Source organism: Mucilaginibacter sp. P4_A11 (assembly GCF_056402535.1).
The window spans coordinates 220,401-236,875 of record NZ_JBFUHE010000009.1 but is presented as its reverse complement, the minus strand read 5'-3'; the positions used below and the strand labels follow the sequence as shown (position 1 = coordinate 236,875).

Below are 16,475 nucleotides of genomic sequence, written 5' to 3'. Positions count from 1 at the left end.
ATCAACTAATATCTCTTTCCCACTCATCTCTTAACTTAGTTTGAATGGTTATTGGATCTTCTTTTAAAGGTATTGTTCCGCTGTATTTTTTTGCATCAAAGCCCGAAGATGGCGCTTCTTTGTAAAGTGCTTTTTCAATCGCCTCTATATCCTTTTTGGATGCTCCCTTTTTTAATACCAATACCATATTAATCCTTTCATAACAAATTTAATAAATTTTATACATATTCACCGCGAAACATACTTGTCTGCTATCCTTCACCTCAAACTTTTAAATCCTATCAATTCAAAAAGTGCGATATTTATACTTGTCATCTAAGAAACCAACACCCAATGAAAACTTTAGCCGAATTTAAAGCATCATTAAATTTACCGCAGCCCGGCAACGAACTGCCTGTACAGTTAAAAAGCCTGTGGTACGATAGTAAGGGCGATTGGCATCAAGCCCATGCACAGGTTGATCACCTCGAAGACCGGGCATCGGCGTGGGTTCATGCTTACCTGCACCGTAAAGAAGGTGATATTGGAAATGCCGATTACTGGTACAGCCGGGCACGGCAAATCCGCCCCAACCTATCATTGGAAGAAGAGTGGGAGCAATTAGTGTTACAATTTCTTTAATCGGATAAGGCTAATAATTTCAAGCCTCAAAACAAGCTCGTTTGTTTCCCTTTCCTCGGCACAAATAAACTATAGTCATATTCCGGCATTTGCCTGTCGCCCATAAAGCGTTTACAGGCCATTTTAAACATCTGGTGAATAGATTCGGCTATTTTACCGTCACCACTCATCCGGCGACCGTAATCGCTGTCGTTTAAGTTGCCGTCATGCGTGGAGCGGATCATGTTCAGCACCTTTTCGGCGCGGTCGGGAAAAGCTTTATGGATCCAGTCGCTGAAAATTTCGGCTATACTACCGTTCAGGCGTACCATGGTAAAACCTGCGGCTAAAGCGCCCCTGTCGGCTGCAGCTTTGATGATATTAGGCACTTCATTACTGTTTAACCCGGGAATAATAGGTGCCGCCATAACCCGCACCGGGATACCGCGTTCAGATAGTTTTTGAACCACTGCCAGTCGGCCCGTTGCCGTTACGGTACGGGGCTCCAACTTTTGCCTTAGCTGCTCGTTAAGGGAGGTGATGGATACGTTAACATGCACCAGGTTCAGTTTGGCCATGTCGGCAAGCAGGTCAATATCGCGCAGAATCACGTTATTTTTGGTGATGATACTTACCGGGTTTTTATATTTCCAGAACACCTCGAGCAGGCCCTGGGTTATTTTCAGGCTGCGCTCAATAGGCTGGTAGCAATCGGTATTGCCGGAGAGCATGATGCAGACCGGCTTATAATTTTTTTTATTAAAATATTGCTCAAGCAGTTCGGGGGCATTAGGCTTGATGATGATCTTCCGTTCAAAATCGAGTCCGGCGCTAAAGCCATAATATTCATGGGTGTTACGGGCGTAACAATAAATGCAGCCATGCTCGCAACCCTGGTAAGGGTTTATGGAGTACATATGGCTTAAGTCGGGACTGTTGGATTCGCTTACTATTTTTTTGGGTGTTTCCTCAAAAAGTTGCGTGTTGCTATTTTCAAGCAAGGGTTCGTCAATACCTTCAATATGATCAAGTACATACTTGTTTTTCAGAAACTTATTGTGCGTATTTACCTGTGCGCCGCGTCCCTTAAAAAAATCCGGATTTTCCTCATGTGACATCGAACAAATTTGCTAATAAATTTAGCAAATTACAATTCAATCAGTTTATTTTTTATGCTGTATAAAACCAGCCCTACGCGGCTTTTAATCTGGAGTTTTTCAAAAAGCTGATCGCGATAACTATCAACGGTGCGCACGCTGATGTTCATGGTTTCGGCAATTTCCTTGTAAGTAAGCTCGGTGCCGGTAAGGCGAAGGAACTCTATTTCGCGCGGGTTAAGCTTGATGTTCTCTAACTTGCTGTTAAAGTTGGTGATCAGGTGGCGGGTTACAAACTCGGGGTAGTAAAGCTCGCCCTGCGAAACTTTCAAAAGGGCGTCTTCAACTTCATGGGGTTCCGAGTCTTTAAGCAGGTATCCTTTTACCCCCATTTTTACCATGAGCAGCACTTTATCGGCGTCCTCAAACATGGATAATATGATGATCCTCACATTTGGATGTTTGGCCCTGAGTATTTGGGCTGCTTCAACACCATCCATAACCGGCATGCTGATATCCAGCAATATAATATCCGGAACAGTACCGCTGTTTATAGTATTTAACAGTTCCTGGCCGTTGGCTGCTTCAAATAGTATATTGTATCTTTTAAAATTGGTGACAAGAGCGGCCATACCACTCCTGAAGAGTTTGTGGTCATCAACTAAGGCTATTTGAATGGGTTCCTTTAGCATAAATTTGTTGTACCAGGGGATTGAACGACAATTTTATCTGGCAACCCTTACCAGGCGAGCTGGTAATAATTACGTCCGCGCCTACTAAAGCTGCCCTGTTTTCAATGTTCCGCAATCCCGAACCGCCCTTACTATCAACCTTTTCGGTATTGAAACCAGCACCATCATCTTCGATGAGCAAATTAAACATTTGTGCAGTATAATACAAACTGATTTTAAGGTTAGCTGCCTTAGCGTATTTCAGGGTATTATTCACCGCTTCCTGGAAAATCCGGAATATTACCAGCTCGCGTTGTTCACCTAAACGGTATACATCACCTTCAACCTCAAACGCAACATTGATAATGCCGCTGCGGGTTAAACGTTCTGTTTCGGTTTCAAGGGTTTTTATAAGTCCATATGAGCTGATGTGCTCGAAGCTCATACTTTTTGAAAGGTGCCGCAAATCATTAATAGTTTGCGAAACCAGTTCACGGTTTTCGTTTACACGGGCCTTTTTTTCGTCATCGAGGCTATTGTTGAGCAAGCCGAGGTTCAATTTTACAAATGATAACACCTGGGTAATATTATCATGGATCTCGCGGCTTATATCGTTAAGCGTTTGCTCCTGGATCTCTATCTGGGTTTTAAGCATCTCCTGCTTAAATGAAGCTTTCAAATTTTCACGTTCAAGCAGGTTTTTATTCTGCTTTTTTTGGTACATGAGCATAAAGCTAACCATGAATACCCCTAACAGAAGCAATAAAGCAGTACCTGCAATTATTATGAGGATAAATTGTTCTTCCTGAAAAAGCATATAAAGGAGAATGAAAATAGGCCGTATAGCATTAATGAGTTAAGATCTAACAATGTCATGGCTATCAGATAAAAATGATAATTGTTTTTATACACCATGAAGCTGAAGCAAGAGTAATAAAATGTCATTGCCAAATAATAGAAAAAAATCCCTGTTATCGCCAAAAACGGGGGGTGTGATATTAATTCAATGTATTCGTCATTATCATCATTTAATAATCTATAGTAGTAATCACAAACAAGCCAAAGGCCAAATATATTCTGTATAACTATCGCGATGGTTGCCCTATGCCAGAAACCCTGAATGAAAAATATATCAATAAGCGTTAGCCCAACAATAACCCCAGCAGCTATATATACAAACTTTTTACGTTTAGCCCGATCATCAAATGACATGATGAACATTGTATAACAAATAAACTCCAATATGTCATTGAAGTTATTACACCACGCATTAGTGTGGTTGATAATAAGCAGTTGAAAAATAGCCGGATAATTATAAAATACCCCAAAAGCCAAAAAGGGTAAAAACCATTTAAAATTTTTGTCAAGCGACTTATATGTGAATATACAGCATATAAAAGCCACCACAAACATTACATAATAAAGGGAATCAAGCATGAACGCTAAAATAATATATAATAGCATTCATGCAGCTTACAAATTTATCAGGATTGACATGTCGGGGGGCAATCCTTGCTCGACTTTAAAGCAGCTAACCCGCTTACCGCCAGGCTTGCCACATCATCAGATTGTATCGCATCTATATGCTGATCTGCACCTTTCCCTGCCACTGTACCAACTATAGCAACCGATGTTTGATGTGGTGCGTGCTTGTGGTCTGCATCATGCACTCCAAAATGTATCCTCACACCTGTAGCTTCCGCTGGCAAATTATTAATAAACTCCTTCAGTTTGTCTATCGGGAGCCATGTCGATTCGGTATCATTAACTTTATGATGTTTGTCAATAACTGCTTTTCGGGTTTTCTTATACCGGGCTACCATTTCCCTGGCGGTTTTTAAGTCAATAGGTTCCATATAATTTCGGGAGTTTAAATTAGCCTCCAATCTATATATTTATTACAAATTATTCCACCCGTCATTTCACCGTTTTTTCACCCCGTTTAAACACGGTAAATTAACCATCAATCAGCAACACAATACTTTATATTATACGTTAAAAAGCCATGCGTAAGTTTTTACAAAAACTTTTAACTAAGCCGGTGGCACGCCTGGCCGACAGGCTCTCTTCACGGCCAGACAAAAAAAGGGTTGACAAGTCATTGAACCGCTTATACAAATACCTACTGAAAGGTTCAGGCAAAAAAGGACTTTTGATTCCGTTCAACGCGGAAAGCGATAAATTCATCATCCTGTCTGATCAGCATAAAGGTGCCCGTGACGATATGGATATGTTTGCCCTCGCTGAGCAAAATTACCTTGCAGCACTTGATTATTACCACAACCAGCAATTCTTCTACATTAACCTTGGGGATAGTGAGGAGCTTTGGGAAAACCTGTTCATCACCATAAAAAAGCATAACAAGGCCACTTTTGAAAGCGAAAAACGATTCATAAAACGTAAAGCGTTCCTGAAAATCTTCGGCAACCATGACCTGTATTGGGACAATGATCCTTTAGCCAAAGTAGGCTTAAAGCAAATTTATGATGAAGTAATTAAAATATATGAGGGAGCCGTGCTGCAAACAAAGCTTAATGACAAACCATTAAATATCTTTTTAACGCACGGTCACCAGGGCGATCTGCAAAGTGACGGTAACTGGTTCAGCAAATGGTTTGTGTCCGATATCTGGGCACCTTTTCAGGCATATCTTAAAATCAATCCTAATACCCCTGCCAATAATGACCTGCTCAAAACAGATCATAACCGCATTATGTATGAATGGAGCCTGAAGCAAAAAGATACCCTGCTGATAACCGGGCATACCCATCAGCCAGTGTTCAGGTCCTTAACGCATCTCGAAAAGTTGTATAATGATATCGCAAGGGCAAAGAAAGCAGGAGACGATAAACTGGCAGATGAATTAAGCAAACAGATCGTAAACAGGCAGATCAAAGGCGACGTAGCACCCGATTTCAGCGCCTGCGACCCAAGTTATTTTAACAGCGGCTGTTGTTGCTATGATGATGGCGATATCACAGGCATTGAGATAGCAGATGGTCAGATTCGCCTGATCAAATGGGAATACAACAACCTAAACCAAAGCGAAAGAATAATATTGGAGGAATGCGAGTTGAAAGAACTGTTTAATGACGAGGTGAAAGGCTAAAGGTGAAAACATCAAACTAATCCTTAAATCCTAAAAATCACGGTTCAGAAAAATCCTAAAAATCATCGGAATCAAAAAAATCAGTTGTCAGCCTTCCATCATAAAAACAAAAAGCTCTTTAGGGCCGTGGGCGCCTAATACCAGTGTCTTTTCTATATCAGCAGTACGGCTGGGGCCGGTTACGGTACTGATCATGGATGGCAACTGGTTGCCATATTTAGCCTTAATGAGTTTAAAGCCGTCCTTCAAGTCCATAACCATTTGAGAGGTATAAGCCAGCACGATATGAACCGACGGGTAGATGCTTAACCTGCGGCCGGCCATATTTCCGTTTGAGAGCAAAATACTGCCATTTCGGGCAATTAAAGCTTCGCAAAGGGTAAAACCCACTTCCGCTTCTTCAAAGTCTTTGTCGGTTTCGTAGTGTGGGTATTCAAACTGGTTCAGGATCTCCTGCAGCTTTGGTTCCCAGCAGTAAATTTTGTGCCATTTACGTTCTTCGGCAAGGGTAAGCAGGTTTTCTATAAACTGCAGCTCATCTTCACAAAAAATAAACTGACCTGATACATTGGTAAACTGCTCGGCGAAGATCACCTCGGGCATTTCTTCGGTAGGAGGATAAAGGGGCAGGTCTTCCAGCTGAGGGTATGGGTTATCCCTTTTTTCCAAAAGCGCCTTCCTTATTTTTTTAAGCAGTTTTTCTTTTGATGTGGTGATATCCCTCATGGCTAAAAAAGAAAAGCCACCAGCTTGGCCGGTGGCTTTATATTATAATTTGAAAATTAAAGTTTCGGATCTTCGCTGTCTACTCTTGAAAGTTCAGGATTAGTCAGCGTTTCAGGAATGGCATTGTTATCCACATCCGGGTTTAACGCGGCCTCTCCGTTTACAAACTTATCATAAGTAGTGCGTTCATCAAACGGACGCTTGCCCAATATCTCCTCAAGATCGCTTTGGAAAAGAACTTCTTTTTCCAACAATTTTTGAGCAATGCTTTCCAGGCCTTCGCGCTTTAAGTTAAGCAGGTCTTTGGTTTTTTGATAAACCTCATCAACCAGCTTACGTACTTCGTTATCTATCATTTCGGCTGTGGTGTCAGAGTATGGTTTGTTAAACTGATACTCGCCCTGCGGATCATAGAATGATACGTTACCTACATTACCGTTCATACCATAAATTTTCGTCATGGCGTAAGCAAGTTTGGTAATGCGCTCCAAATCGCTCAATGCACCGGTAGAGATCTTACCGAAAACAATATCTTCAGCAACACGGCCACCCATTGATACGCTCATTTCATCAAGCAATTGTTCGGTGGTATACAAAAACTGCTCTTTTGGCAGATATTGAGCATAACCCAACGCGGCAACACCACGAGGAACGATAGATACCTTAACCAATGGATCGGCATGTTCCAGGAACCAGCCTGCAATAGCGTGACCAGCTTCGTGGTAAGCAACAATGCGTTTTTCTTCGGGAGAGATGATCTTGTTTTTCTTTTCCAGACCTCCGATAACACGATCGATAGCATCCTGGAAATCGGTCATATCAACCGACTCTTTATTTTTACGGGCAGCAATCAGCGCGGCCTCATTACAAACATTAGCAATTTCGGCACCTGCAAAACCCGGAGTTTGTGCCGATAATTTTTTAGCATCAACACCGTCAGATAATTTGATAGGTTTCAAGTGAACTTTAAAGATCTGCTCACGACCGATCAAATCCGGTTTATCGATAGATACCTGCCTGTCGAAACGTCCCGGACGCAATAACGCTGAATCCAGTACATCAGGGCGGTTAGTTGCAGCCAAGATGATGATACCCGAATCGGTACCGAAACCATCCATCTCGACCAATAACTGGTTCAGGGTGTTTTCACGCTCATCGTTACCACCTACTATATTGTTTTTACCACGGGCACGACCAATAGCATCAATCTCATCAATAAAGATAATACATGGTGCTTTGTCTTTAGCCTGGCGGAACAGATCACGTACACGCGAAGCACCCACACCTACAAACATCTCCACAAAGTCAGATCCTGACAACGAGAAGAAAGGCACTTGCGCTTCACCGGCAACAGCTTTGGCAAGCAAGGTTTTACCAGTACCTGGTGAGCCTACAAGCAGCGCGCCTTTAGGAATTTTACCACCCAGGTTGGTATATTTCTTAGGATTTTTAAGGAAATCCACAATCTCCATTACCTCCTGCTTGGCTTCTTCCAAACCGGCAACGTCATTAAATGTAACGGTTACCTGGGCTTCTTTATCAAACAGGGTTGCTTTTGATTTACCAATGTTAAAGATCTGGCCGCCCGGACCACCGCCCGAACCACCGCTCATACGGCGCATGATAAAGATCCATACACCGGCAAACAATATTACCATGATAATGCCTTGTACCAGCCAGTTTGATAACAGGCTTTCATGGCCCTGCTCAAACTGCAATGATACTTTTTGATCATCAGGTACATCTTTCTGCGCATCAGCAATTGATTTTTTCAGGCTCTCGTAAGAGGCATCTGTAAAAGTAAACTGCGGGCCGCTGTTGGTACTTGTATTAAAAAAGTTTTTGTCTTTAGATACGTTACTGGCAAAGTATGGCTTCGACAAGCTTTGTTGTTTGATGTAAACATCTGCCATTACCAGATCGCCGCTTTTATAAGCTACGATTTTTTGAACATCATTGGTACGAAGCATGTTTGCCTCAAACTCCTGGAAAGTAACCGGTTTGCCTGATCCGCCGTTCAACAAGGCCGGAATCAGTAAAAAAGCCAGAATAACAATACCATATAGCCACATGATATTGAATTTAGGCGGCTTTGGTGAGGGCTTCTTGTTCACAATTTTTCGGATAGGTCTTGGATTTTCTGATTTAGAATCTTTAATATCTTTCATTTCTTTTAACGAGCTCAAACTTACAATCTATAATTTAAATTTTACGCGGTAACAGTAAGACTATGCGTTGAGCCTTTTTGTGACGGTTGTTTATGCACTTTTATAATATTTAATATCGGCATCGCCCCACAAATCCTCCACTCCATAAAACTCACGTTTATCGGTCCTGAAAACATGGATCACAACATCCACATAATCAAGCAGTATCCACTCGCCATACTCAAGACCCTCTTTGCGCCAGGGCTCGGTTTGGGTGGCTTTGAAAATTTCATCCTCAATGCTATTTGCTATAGCTTTTACCTGTGTCGACGAATCAGCATGGCAGATCACGAAATAATCTGATACCGAACTGAATATATTACGAAGGTCTAACCTTATAATATCATTGCCTTTTTTCTCCTGGATACCATGTATTGCCAGCTCCGAAATATAGGCAGATTCACTTAACACTTTGTTTTTTACCATCAAAAAGAATTAGTTTTGAACGTTTTTGAGTATAAAATTATTACACCTTGCAAAATAACATATTTTCAGGATTATTTGTCGGTCAAAATTTGGTAACAATTAAACAAGTTGACTCAACAAATAGTTTTCTTAAAAATCTATTGTCAAATTCCAAGCCAGTACCCGAAGGTACGGTCATTATGGCAGAAGAGCAATATGCCGGTCGTGGCCAGCAACAAAACACCTGGCATAGCGAACCCGGAAAAAACCTTACTTTCAGCCTATTATTAAAGCCTCATTTTTTATCCGTTGGCGATCAGTTTGATTTGAACCGCGCAGCAAGCTTGGGCGTATATGATGCCTTGAAACCCATTTTGGGCGATCAGTTAAAAATTAAATGGCCTAATGATATTTACTATAGTGACAGGAAACTTGGCGGCATGCTCATTGAAAATACGATACAGGGCGGGCAGCTCAAAGACTCGGTTATTGGCATAGGATTGAACATAAACCAGGAAAATTTTCCATCCGGGGCATCAAATGCCACTTCTGTCAAACAAATCTTACAAAAGGATTATGATTTAACCCTGTTATTATCGGAAATTTGCAAATACATTGAGGTATACTACCTTAAATTAAAGGCAGGGCAAATTGATTTTGTAAGGAAGGCTTACTTAAGCCGACTATACTGGTTAAACGAGGTTAAAAACTTTGAGTCAAACGATGGAGTTTTCAATGGCACTGTAAAAAACGTGCTGCCAAATGGCCTGCTGGTAATTGAAGATACTAATGGCAGGCAACTGGAGTTTAACCTTAAAGAATTGAAATTTTTAAACAAATAAATAACTACAAAACACAAATGAAGAAACTATTGGTATTGGTAACCGCGCTTATTATCAGCGCCGGCGCTTACGCCCAGATCGAATCGCCAGTAAGGTGGTCGTATGCGGCAAAAAAGGTAAATGACAAAGAAGCTGTGGTATTTTTAAAAGCGACCATACAAAGCGGCTGGCACATTTATTCACAAACCGTAAAAGACGGTGGCCCAATAAAAACCTCATTTGATTTTACCCCGTCAAAATTATATGCTGCTGTTGGCAAAACTACCGAGCCTACTCCGGTAACCAAATACGAAAAATCATTCAGCATGAATGTAAGCTATTTTGAAAAGGAAGTTGTTTTTAGCCAAAAGATCAGTTTAAAATCGCCCAAAGCAACAGCAGTTACAGGTAAATTAACCTATATGACCTGTAACGATATGAAATGCCTGCCTCCAGAAGATGTTGATTTCACTATCCCCTTAGGTAAATAATTCAGCACCCCTTAACAGTCATGAAACTATTAAATAAAGGTGCTTCCCTGCGCGCCGGGCTTATCACATTAATTACGCTGATCATCCTTAACATAGCCGGAGCAAATACTGCTTTTGCTGTGCAAAAAAAAGCTGCCGATACTACAGTATCAACAGCCGATGTTACATTTACAGAGATCCCTACTGCTGCTGATAGCTTAGCCATCAGGAAAAAGCAAGCCGATTCGGTAAAAAAGGCAGAAGCGGCTAAGGTTACCAAAACAACTGCCAGTGCTTCAAAAACAGCAGAAAAGCCTAAATCACTTTGGCAGATCTTTATTGAAGGTTTGTTAGGCGGCTTCACCGCGGTAATTTTGCCTTGTATCTATCCATTGCTGCCTTTAACAGTGAGCTTTTTTACCAAAAAAAGCGGGAGCAAGAGCAAGGCTGTTATGCAATCCCTTATCTACGGCGTATCGATCATCGTAATTTATGTTACGTTAGGCTTACTCATCTCTATCATTTTTGGATCAGATGCGCTTAACGAACTGGCCACAAACGGCATATTTAATATTTTCTTCTTTTTACTGCTCGTTGTGTTTGGTATTTCCTTTTTGGGTGCCTTTGAAATTGTGCTGCCAAGCAAACTGGCCAATAAGCTGGATGAAAATTCAGATAAAGGTGGCCTTGCGGGCATATTTTTTATGGCGGCAACACTTGTTGTGGTTTCATTCTCTTGTACCGGTCCAATTATAGGTACACTGCTGGTAGATGCTGCATCAAAAGGCGACCGCCTTGGCCCGGCAATGGGCATGTTCGGTTTTTCGCTGGCCCTGGCTTTACCATTTACGATATTCGCTTTATTTCCTTCGGCACTGAAAACCCTGCCAAAATCGGGCGGGTGGCTTAATAGTGTTAAAGTTGTATTGGGTTTCCTTGAGCTTGCCTTTGCATTGAAATTTTTATCAAATGTGGATCTGGCTTACCACTGGAACTGGTTCGATCGTGAGATCTTTTTATCACTATGGATAGCCATTGGTTTGATGATCGGGCTTTACCTGATCGGCAAGATCAAGTTTTCGCACGACAGTGATGTAAAATACCTTACCATCCCACGAACCTTCCTGGCTATAGTTGTATTTGCATTTGTTATTTACATGATCCCGGGCTTATGGGGAGCGCCTTTAAAATCAATCAGCGCGTTTTTACCTCCTGAAGCTACACAGGATTTTAACCTTTCAAGTATTCCGGATGGTTCTGGATCAGCAGCAGCAGCTCCGTCGGCAGCTATACCGGCAAGTATCGGCGAACGTAAATATGCAGCGAACTATACCCGCATTAAAACCAAGGGACTGGACGCATGGTATGATTATGATCAGGCGCTTCAGGTTTCAAAAGCCCTGCATAAACCTATACTAATTGATTTTACCGGCTTTAACTGTGTTAACTGCCGTAAAATGGAAGCAAACGTATGGTCAGATCCGCAGGTGTTTAGCCGAATTAAAAATGATTTTGTGCTGCTGCAACTGGTTGTTGATGACAAAGCAGAGCTACCTGTTGCAGAACATTTTGTATCAGATTACAGCGGTAAAAAGATCACCACTCTTGGCGGTAAATGGAGCAATTTGGAGGCACAACGATTCAACTCCAACTCGCAGCCATTATATGTGATGCTTGACAGCGATGGCAATTTGCTCAAAGATGCTTCGGGTGCCGAAATACCAACATCGCCGGCTAATTATGACATAGCCAGCTACCTTAAATTTTTAGACAGTGGCATAGCTGCTTACAAAAAATAGAGACCGGGTTAAAAAAATAAGTGTAAATTCGCGCAAAATTCAAATTCCGCGTTTTATTGGTTAGCGGGGTTTAAATTGATAACAATATTTACAACCCTAATTAGTTATGAATAGGTTAGCCTGTTTATAACCAAAACAAAAAAATGACTCAGATCAAAAATATCGGCGTTTTTACTTCAGGTGGTGATGCACCAGGGATGAATGCTGCCATAAGGGCGGTTGTACGTGCCGCTATGTATTACGGAATTGAGGTTACGGGCATCCGTCGTGGTTACGATGGTATGGGCAAAGGCGAATTTGTTCCTATGAACCGTAAATCGGTTTCAAATATTATACAACGTGGCGGTACTATCCTTAAAACCGCAAGGTGCGATGATTTCAGAACACCCGAAGGTCGTAAAATTGCTTATGAACAACTGGTAAATAACAAGGTTGATGCATTGGTAGCCATTGGCGGCGATGGTACTTTTACCGGCGCTAAAGTTTTTGGCAGCGAATATGACATCCCGGTTGTTGGCCTGCCAGGTACAATTGATAATGACCTTGTGGGTACCGACTTTACCATTGGTTATGATACCGCTATTAACACTGTTGTTGATGCTGTTGATAAGATCAGAGATACTGCCGAATCACACGACCGTTTATTTATTGTAGAAGTAATGGGCCGCGACTCAGGCCTGATCGCTTTACGTACCGGTATCGCAACCGGAGCCGAAGCTATCCTGATCCCCGAAAGCAAAACCGGGCTTGAAGGTTTATTTAACCGCCTTGAGTTTGGCCGTAAAGATAAAACCTCACGTATTGTGATTGTTGCCGAAGGTGACGATACTGCGGGCGGAGCTTTTGAGGTTGGTCGCTTGGTACAGGAAAAGTACCCTAACTATGACACCCGTATTTCTATTTTAGGCCACATACAACGTGGCGGTGCACCAAGCTGCATGGACAGGGTACTGGCAAGCCGCGTTGGCGCTGCCGCTGTTGAAGCTTTAAGAGATGGGCACCGTAACGAAATGATAGGCCTTATCAATGGCGAAATTGCTTATACTCCGTTTGAGCATGCCATTAAACACCATCAGGGCATTGATCCAAACATGATCAAGCTTGTTGAAATGCTTTCTATGTAATTTCGGCTAAAACGATAAATAAAACAGCCCGTACTAATTATTAGTGCGGGCTGTTTTATTTGGCATAGTACTGTCAACAACAAGCCTTATGGCTGCGTCAATCTCGGCACTTACGGTAAACAGGTGCGCTATGATCTCCTCATTTTCGGGATTATAAAAATCCTCATGGTCCATTAAACTGATAAGCCCCAGCATACTTGCCACCGGCCGGCGCAATTCATGCGAGCTTAAAGAAGCTATGTTTTTTAAACGCTCGTTTTGGTCAACAAGCTCCTTTTGTGTTTTAAGCCTGTCGGTAATATTATGACCAAAACAGCCTGCACCTATAATATCGCCGGTTGCTGTATAAATAGGGTTAAAGCTAACTTCAAAATATAAACTGCGCCCATTCAGCGGATCGATGCTTTCACTGACAATCGAATAACGTTCGCCGTTTAGTGCGCGATTGTAATAAACAGTCCAGTCGTCAATTATTTGCTTGCTAAAACCGCTATCTTCATAGGAGGACTGCCCTTTACAAGGCATTACACCTGTTAAATAAGTTACTTGCTCAACGTAAGCCTGGTTCATATACATATATCGAAGTTTCCGGTCAACCGACCAGATATGGTCCCGGGTATTATTGATCAATGCCTCAAGGCTGTCTTTTATTTGCAAAGCTTCTTCGCGCATTTGCATTTGAGGTGTAATATCCCTGCCTATACCCTGTACTTCAACTACCGATCCATTATCGTCAGTTACGGATACAAATTCCCATTCGGTATCATGAAGGCTCCCATCCTTAGCAGGCTTTTTATGAACAAGCCTGATGATCTTGCCCGGATTATTAATGCAGTTTATAAAAGCCTCCTCACAAAGATGTGCCTCCTGCGGGATAGTGGTTTTTGAAAAATGATACCCTATTATTTCTGCCTCGTTATAACCAAAGGTTTTTAAAAACCGGCGGTTAACAAAGCTAAATTTACCATTGATATCTATCCTGATCAGGAAATTGGTTTGCGAGCCAATAAGCGAATTGAGAAACTGTTCGCGCGGCCCGGGTTTCTCAAAGGGGGCAGGGGCCGAAACAACAGCCGGGGCAGCGCTGATATTACATAATATGATTTTATGGCCGGTAAGCCCATCAATAGCAAGTGTCCTGTTTTCAGTTAGCTGTTTCTGGCCGGCCTCAAGGTGATAGGTGATTTGAACAGGCTTGTTCAAGGCAAGCTCTGCAGTAAGCTGATTTACATCGGCAAGAATTTCAGGCTTTACCAGCCCTTTCAAAAAATCAACATTTTGATGAAGATGATCAATCCCCACATCAAAAAGACTATAAAAGCTTTCGGTTACAAACAGGTATTTCTGTTCATCAATATCAAAAACAATGGTACAATTTCCGTTTGCAGCCGGGTTTGGGTTAAACATGTAACAAGCAGTGAGTACTTAAAGGTATAGCTATTTATATGATAAACAAATAACTACAATAATTTAGCAGCAACATCCTGCCAGGTGTTTACCCGCTCATAATCCGTAAGCAGCATGTTATGGGGCGAAGTGTAAAGAATTTTCCGGCCGTTAAATGTGGCGAAATTTTTAATCCGGTCGTCAATCATGATATCCACATCCAGGATCTTGTGCCCGCAAAAAACAATGTTTGTCCACGAGATGAAAGGAAAATGCTCTTCAAGCCATTCCTGTTTATCTTCTAATGAATATTTAAACTCCATAGCTGCCGATGCTATGTATACATCATATTTTTCATGGAGGGCCTTTACCACTTCCTGTGCATCGGGCATTACGGGGATATCCCTGAAAAAGCCGCGTTCGTTGATATAAACCCGCAGGGTTTCGCTCAGGTGCGGCGGCAAGATCTCCCTGAACTCTTTGCCTTCCATATTGCCCATGCTTATTTCTTCATTATGCCTTTCTTGATACATGCTGATGAATTTGCCAATAGTATCGGCAATAACTTCATCCATATCAATAGCTATCCGTATTTTTCTGTTGATGCTCATGGCAGGTAAGTTCCGATTTTTTTAAATTACTGCAATGTTAAGTTTTAAAAAAGCACCTGAAACCGATAATTAATTACACAAAAACAACCACTCACTTAATCAAGCCAATCAACCACTCACTCAAAAGATAAATAATTAATTATCAGCTATTTTAAATTGCAATAAAAATTAATACCTTTGCATCCCCGCAGAAAGAACTCCGGGGATAATGTTGAATACATAAAAATTTACAATGGCAACTAAGATCAGACTACAAAGACACGGTAAAAAAGGTAAACCTTTTTATTACATCGTGGTAGCAGACTCACGCGCTCCACGTGATGGACGCTTCATTGAGCGTTTAGGTTCATACAACCCAAACACAAATCCAGCAACTATTGACATCAATTTCGACAAAACTTTAGATTGGGTTAACAACGGTGCCCAGCCTACAGATACTTGTCGTGCTATCCTTTCATACAAAGGTGTGCTTTACAAAAAACACTTACAAGGTGGTGTTAAAAAAGGTGCTTTAACCGAAGAGCAACTGGAAACTAAATTTGCTGAATGGCTTGACCAAAAAGACAGCAAAATCACCGGTAAAAAAACCAGCCTTAACGTTGCTAAAGACGAAGCCCGCAAAGCTGCTTTAGCTGCTGAAGCTAAAAAGAGCGAAGAAAAAGCTGCTGCTATTGCTGCTAAAAACGCTCCTGTTGCCGAAGAAACTGAAGCTCCTGCAGAAGATGCAGCAACTGAAGAAGCTGAAAGCGCAGAATAATTATTTGATTAAGCGTACAGAACGCAAGAAAACATTTTATCTTGAATCTTTACGTTTGATTTCTTAAATCCGAATAATGGCGAGGCAAACAGCTTCGCCATTATTGTTTAACTCATTTTATATGAAAGCTGAAGATCATTTCAGGATAGGTACAGTTTTAAAAACCAAAGGCCTGAAAGGCGAATTGCAGATCTACGTTGATTTTGATGGTATTGAAGATATTAAGTTCAATGCCCTATTTATCGATATCGCCGGGAAGATGATCCCTTACTTTGTATCATCTATCAAATACCTGCAAAAAAACAACGCCTACCTTAACCTGGAAGATGTGGACACCATTGAAAAAGCATCGGTACTGGTTAAACGTGATATCTATCTGCCTAATAAGCTAAAACCTAAAAAGAAAAAAGCTGAATTTACGTTGAATGATGTAGAAGGCTTTATCGCGATAGATGAAACCCACGGCGAACTGGGCGAGATCATAACCGTACAGGAATATCCTCAGCAATTGATTGCTACCGTGCAATACAAAAACAAAGAGGTACTTTTCCCGCTCAACTTAGAAATCATTAAAGGTATTGATGTTGAAGGTGGCGAGATTTATATCGATCTGCCGGAAGGACTACTGGACATCTACCTGGAAGGATAGTTATTTTAGATACAAGAATTTAGCATAAAGAAATAAGATCCCC

18 protein-coding genes are annotated in these 16,475 nt (G+C 41.5%); 8 read left to right on the top strand and 10 right to left on the bottom strand.

Features of this window, described 5'->3' with window-relative positions; translation table 11 throughout:
- Position 1 precedes the first annotated feature (1 nt).
- A complete protein-coding gene (locus AC1DUD_RS18905) occupies positions 2 to 187 on the bottom strand; it encodes a hypothetical protein (RefSeq protein ID WP_477377163.1) in 186 nt (61 codons plus the stop codon).
- A 146-nt stretch (positions 188 to 333) separates the two neighbouring features.
- Here AC1DUD_RS18905 and AC1DUD_RS18900 point away from each other — a divergent pair, with 146 nt between their 5' ends.
- On the top strand, positions 334 to 621 hold the full coding sequence (locus AC1DUD_RS18900; RefSeq protein ID WP_477377161.1) for a hypothetical protein: 288 nt from the start codon (positions 334 to 336) through the stop codon (positions 619 to 621).
- A gap of 26 nt (positions 622 to 647) precedes the next feature.
- Here AC1DUD_RS18900 and AC1DUD_RS18895 read toward each other — a convergent pair whose 3' ends face one another.
- The 4 genes from AC1DUD_RS18895 to AC1DUD_RS18880 form a co-directional block, all read right to left on the bottom strand.
- Positions 648 to 1,718, bottom strand: coding sequence for a PA0069 family radical SAM protein (locus AC1DUD_RS18895; protein ID WP_477377159.1), 1,071 nt, complete (start codon positions 1,716 to 1,718; stop codon positions 648 to 650).
- A gap of 29 nt (positions 1,719 to 1,747) precedes the next feature.
- Complete coding sequence (locus AC1DUD_RS18890) at positions 1,748 to 2,389, bottom strand: response regulator transcription factor (protein ID WP_477377157.1); 642 nt, start codon at positions 2,387 to 2,389, stop codon at positions 1,748 to 1,750.
- Positions 2,355 to 3,185, bottom strand: coding sequence for a sensor histidine kinase (locus AC1DUD_RS18885; RefSeq protein ID WP_477377155.1), 831 nt, complete (start codon positions 3,183 to 3,185; stop codon positions 2,355 to 2,357). Before AC1DUD_RS18885 ends, AC1DUD_RS18890 begins: the two co-directional genes overlap by 35 nt.
- A 667-nt stretch (positions 3,186 to 3,852) precedes the next feature.
- On the bottom strand, positions 3,853 to 4,224 hold the full coding sequence (locus tag AC1DUD_RS18880) for a hypothetical protein (RefSeq protein ID WP_477377153.1): 372 nt from the start codon (positions 4,222 to 4,224) through the stop codon (positions 3,853 to 3,855).
- Between the two features lie 149 nt (positions 4,225 to 4,373).
- Here AC1DUD_RS18880 and AC1DUD_RS18875 point away from each other — a divergent pair, with 149 nt between their 5' ends.
- Positions 4,374 to 5,477 carry a metallophosphoesterase gene (locus AC1DUD_RS18875; RefSeq protein WP_477377151.1) on the top strand — a complete coding sequence of 368 codons (1,104 nt, stop codon included), beginning with the start codon at positions 4,374 to 4,376 and terminating at the stop codon, positions 5,475 to 5,477.
- An 87-nt stretch (positions 5,478 to 5,564) separates the two neighbouring features.
- On the opposite strand, the gene AC1DUD_RS18870 is transcribed toward AC1DUD_RS18875, so the two are convergent.
- The 3 genes from AC1DUD_RS18870 to rsfS form a co-directional block, all read right to left on the bottom strand.
- The gene (locus AC1DUD_RS18870; RefSeq protein WP_477377149.1) at positions 5,565 to 6,203 is read right to left on the bottom strand and encodes a LutC/YkgG family protein; all 639 of its coding nucleotides are present in this window, start codon (positions 6,201 to 6,203) and stop codon (positions 5,565 to 5,567) included.
- Between the two features lie 56 nt (positions 6,204 to 6,259).
- Entirely contained in the window at positions 6,260 to 8,371 is a 2,112-nt protein-coding gene (gene ftsH / locus AC1DUD_RS18865) for an ATP-dependent zinc metalloprotease FtsH (protein WP_477377147.1), read from the bottom strand.
- Between the two features lie 90 nt (positions 8,372 to 8,461).
- Positions 8,462 to 8,836 carry a ribosome silencing factor gene (rsfS, locus tag AC1DUD_RS18860; RefSeq protein WP_110586341.1) on the bottom strand — a complete coding sequence of 125 codons (375 nt, stop codon included), beginning with the start codon at positions 8,834 to 8,836 and terminating at the stop codon, positions 8,462 to 8,464.
- A 47-nt stretch (positions 8,837 to 8,883) separates the two neighbouring features.
- On the opposite strand from rsfS, the gene AC1DUD_RS18855 reads away from it, so the two are divergent.
- The 4 genes from AC1DUD_RS18855 (at position 8,884) to pfkA (ending at position 13,029) form a co-directional block, all read left to right on the top strand.
- Complete coding sequence (locus tag AC1DUD_RS18855; protein WP_477377145.1) at positions 8,884 to 9,657, top strand: biotin--[acetyl-CoA-carboxylase] ligase; 774 nt, start codon at positions 8,884 to 8,886, stop codon at positions 9,655 to 9,657.
- Between the two features lie 17 nt (positions 9,658 to 9,674).
- A complete protein-coding gene (locus AC1DUD_RS18850) occupies positions 9,675 to 10,127 on the top strand; it encodes a protein-disulfide reductase DsbD domain-containing protein (RefSeq protein WP_321556635.1) in 453 nt (150 codons plus the stop codon).
- A 20-nt stretch (positions 10,128 to 10,147) separates the two neighbouring features.
- Positions 10,148 to 11,905: a protein-disulfide reductase DsbD family protein gene (locus AC1DUD_RS18845; protein ID WP_477377142.1), complete on the top strand. Its 1,758-nt coding sequence runs from the start codon at positions 10,148 to 10,150 to the stop codon at positions 11,903 to 11,905.
- Positions 11,906 to 12,048: 143 nt separating this feature from the next.
- Positions 12,049 to 13,029, top strand: coding sequence for a 6-phosphofructokinase (gene pfkA / locus AC1DUD_RS18840; protein WP_477377140.1), 981 nt, complete (start codon positions 12,049 to 12,051; stop codon positions 13,027 to 13,029).
- A 33-nt stretch (positions 13,030 to 13,062) separates the two neighbouring features.
- Here pfkA and AC1DUD_RS18835 read toward each other — a convergent pair whose 3' ends face one another.
- Complete coding sequence (locus AC1DUD_RS18835) at positions 13,063 to 14,436, bottom strand: PAS domain S-box protein (protein WP_477377138.1); 1,374 nt, start codon at positions 14,434 to 14,436, stop codon at positions 13,063 to 13,065.
- A gap of 53 nt (positions 14,437 to 14,489) precedes the next feature.
- Positions 14,490 to 15,026 carry a 5' nucleotidase, NT5C type gene (locus tag AC1DUD_RS18830; protein ID WP_477377136.1) on the bottom strand — a complete coding sequence of 179 codons (537 nt, stop codon included), beginning with the start codon at positions 15,024 to 15,026 and terminating at the stop codon, positions 14,490 to 14,492.
- A 232-nt stretch (positions 15,027 to 15,258) separates the two neighbouring features.
- Between AC1DUD_RS18830 and AC1DUD_RS18825 the strand changes: the two genes are divergently transcribed.
- Together AC1DUD_RS18825 and rimM are read left to right on the top strand one after the other, a co-directional pair.
- Entirely contained in the window at positions 15,259 to 15,783 is a 525-nt protein-coding gene (locus AC1DUD_RS18825) for a 30S ribosomal protein S16 (protein WP_121232439.1), read from the top strand.
- Between the two features lie 76 nt (positions 15,784 to 15,859).
- Positions 15,860 to 16,432 carry a ribosome maturation factor RimM gene (rimM, locus tag AC1DUD_RS18820; RefSeq protein ID WP_477377133.1) on the top strand — a complete coding sequence of 191 codons (573 nt, stop codon included), beginning with the start codon at positions 15,860 to 15,862 and terminating at the stop codon, positions 16,430 to 16,432.
- The last annotated feature ends 43 nt before the right edge of the window (positions 16,433 to 16,475 follow it).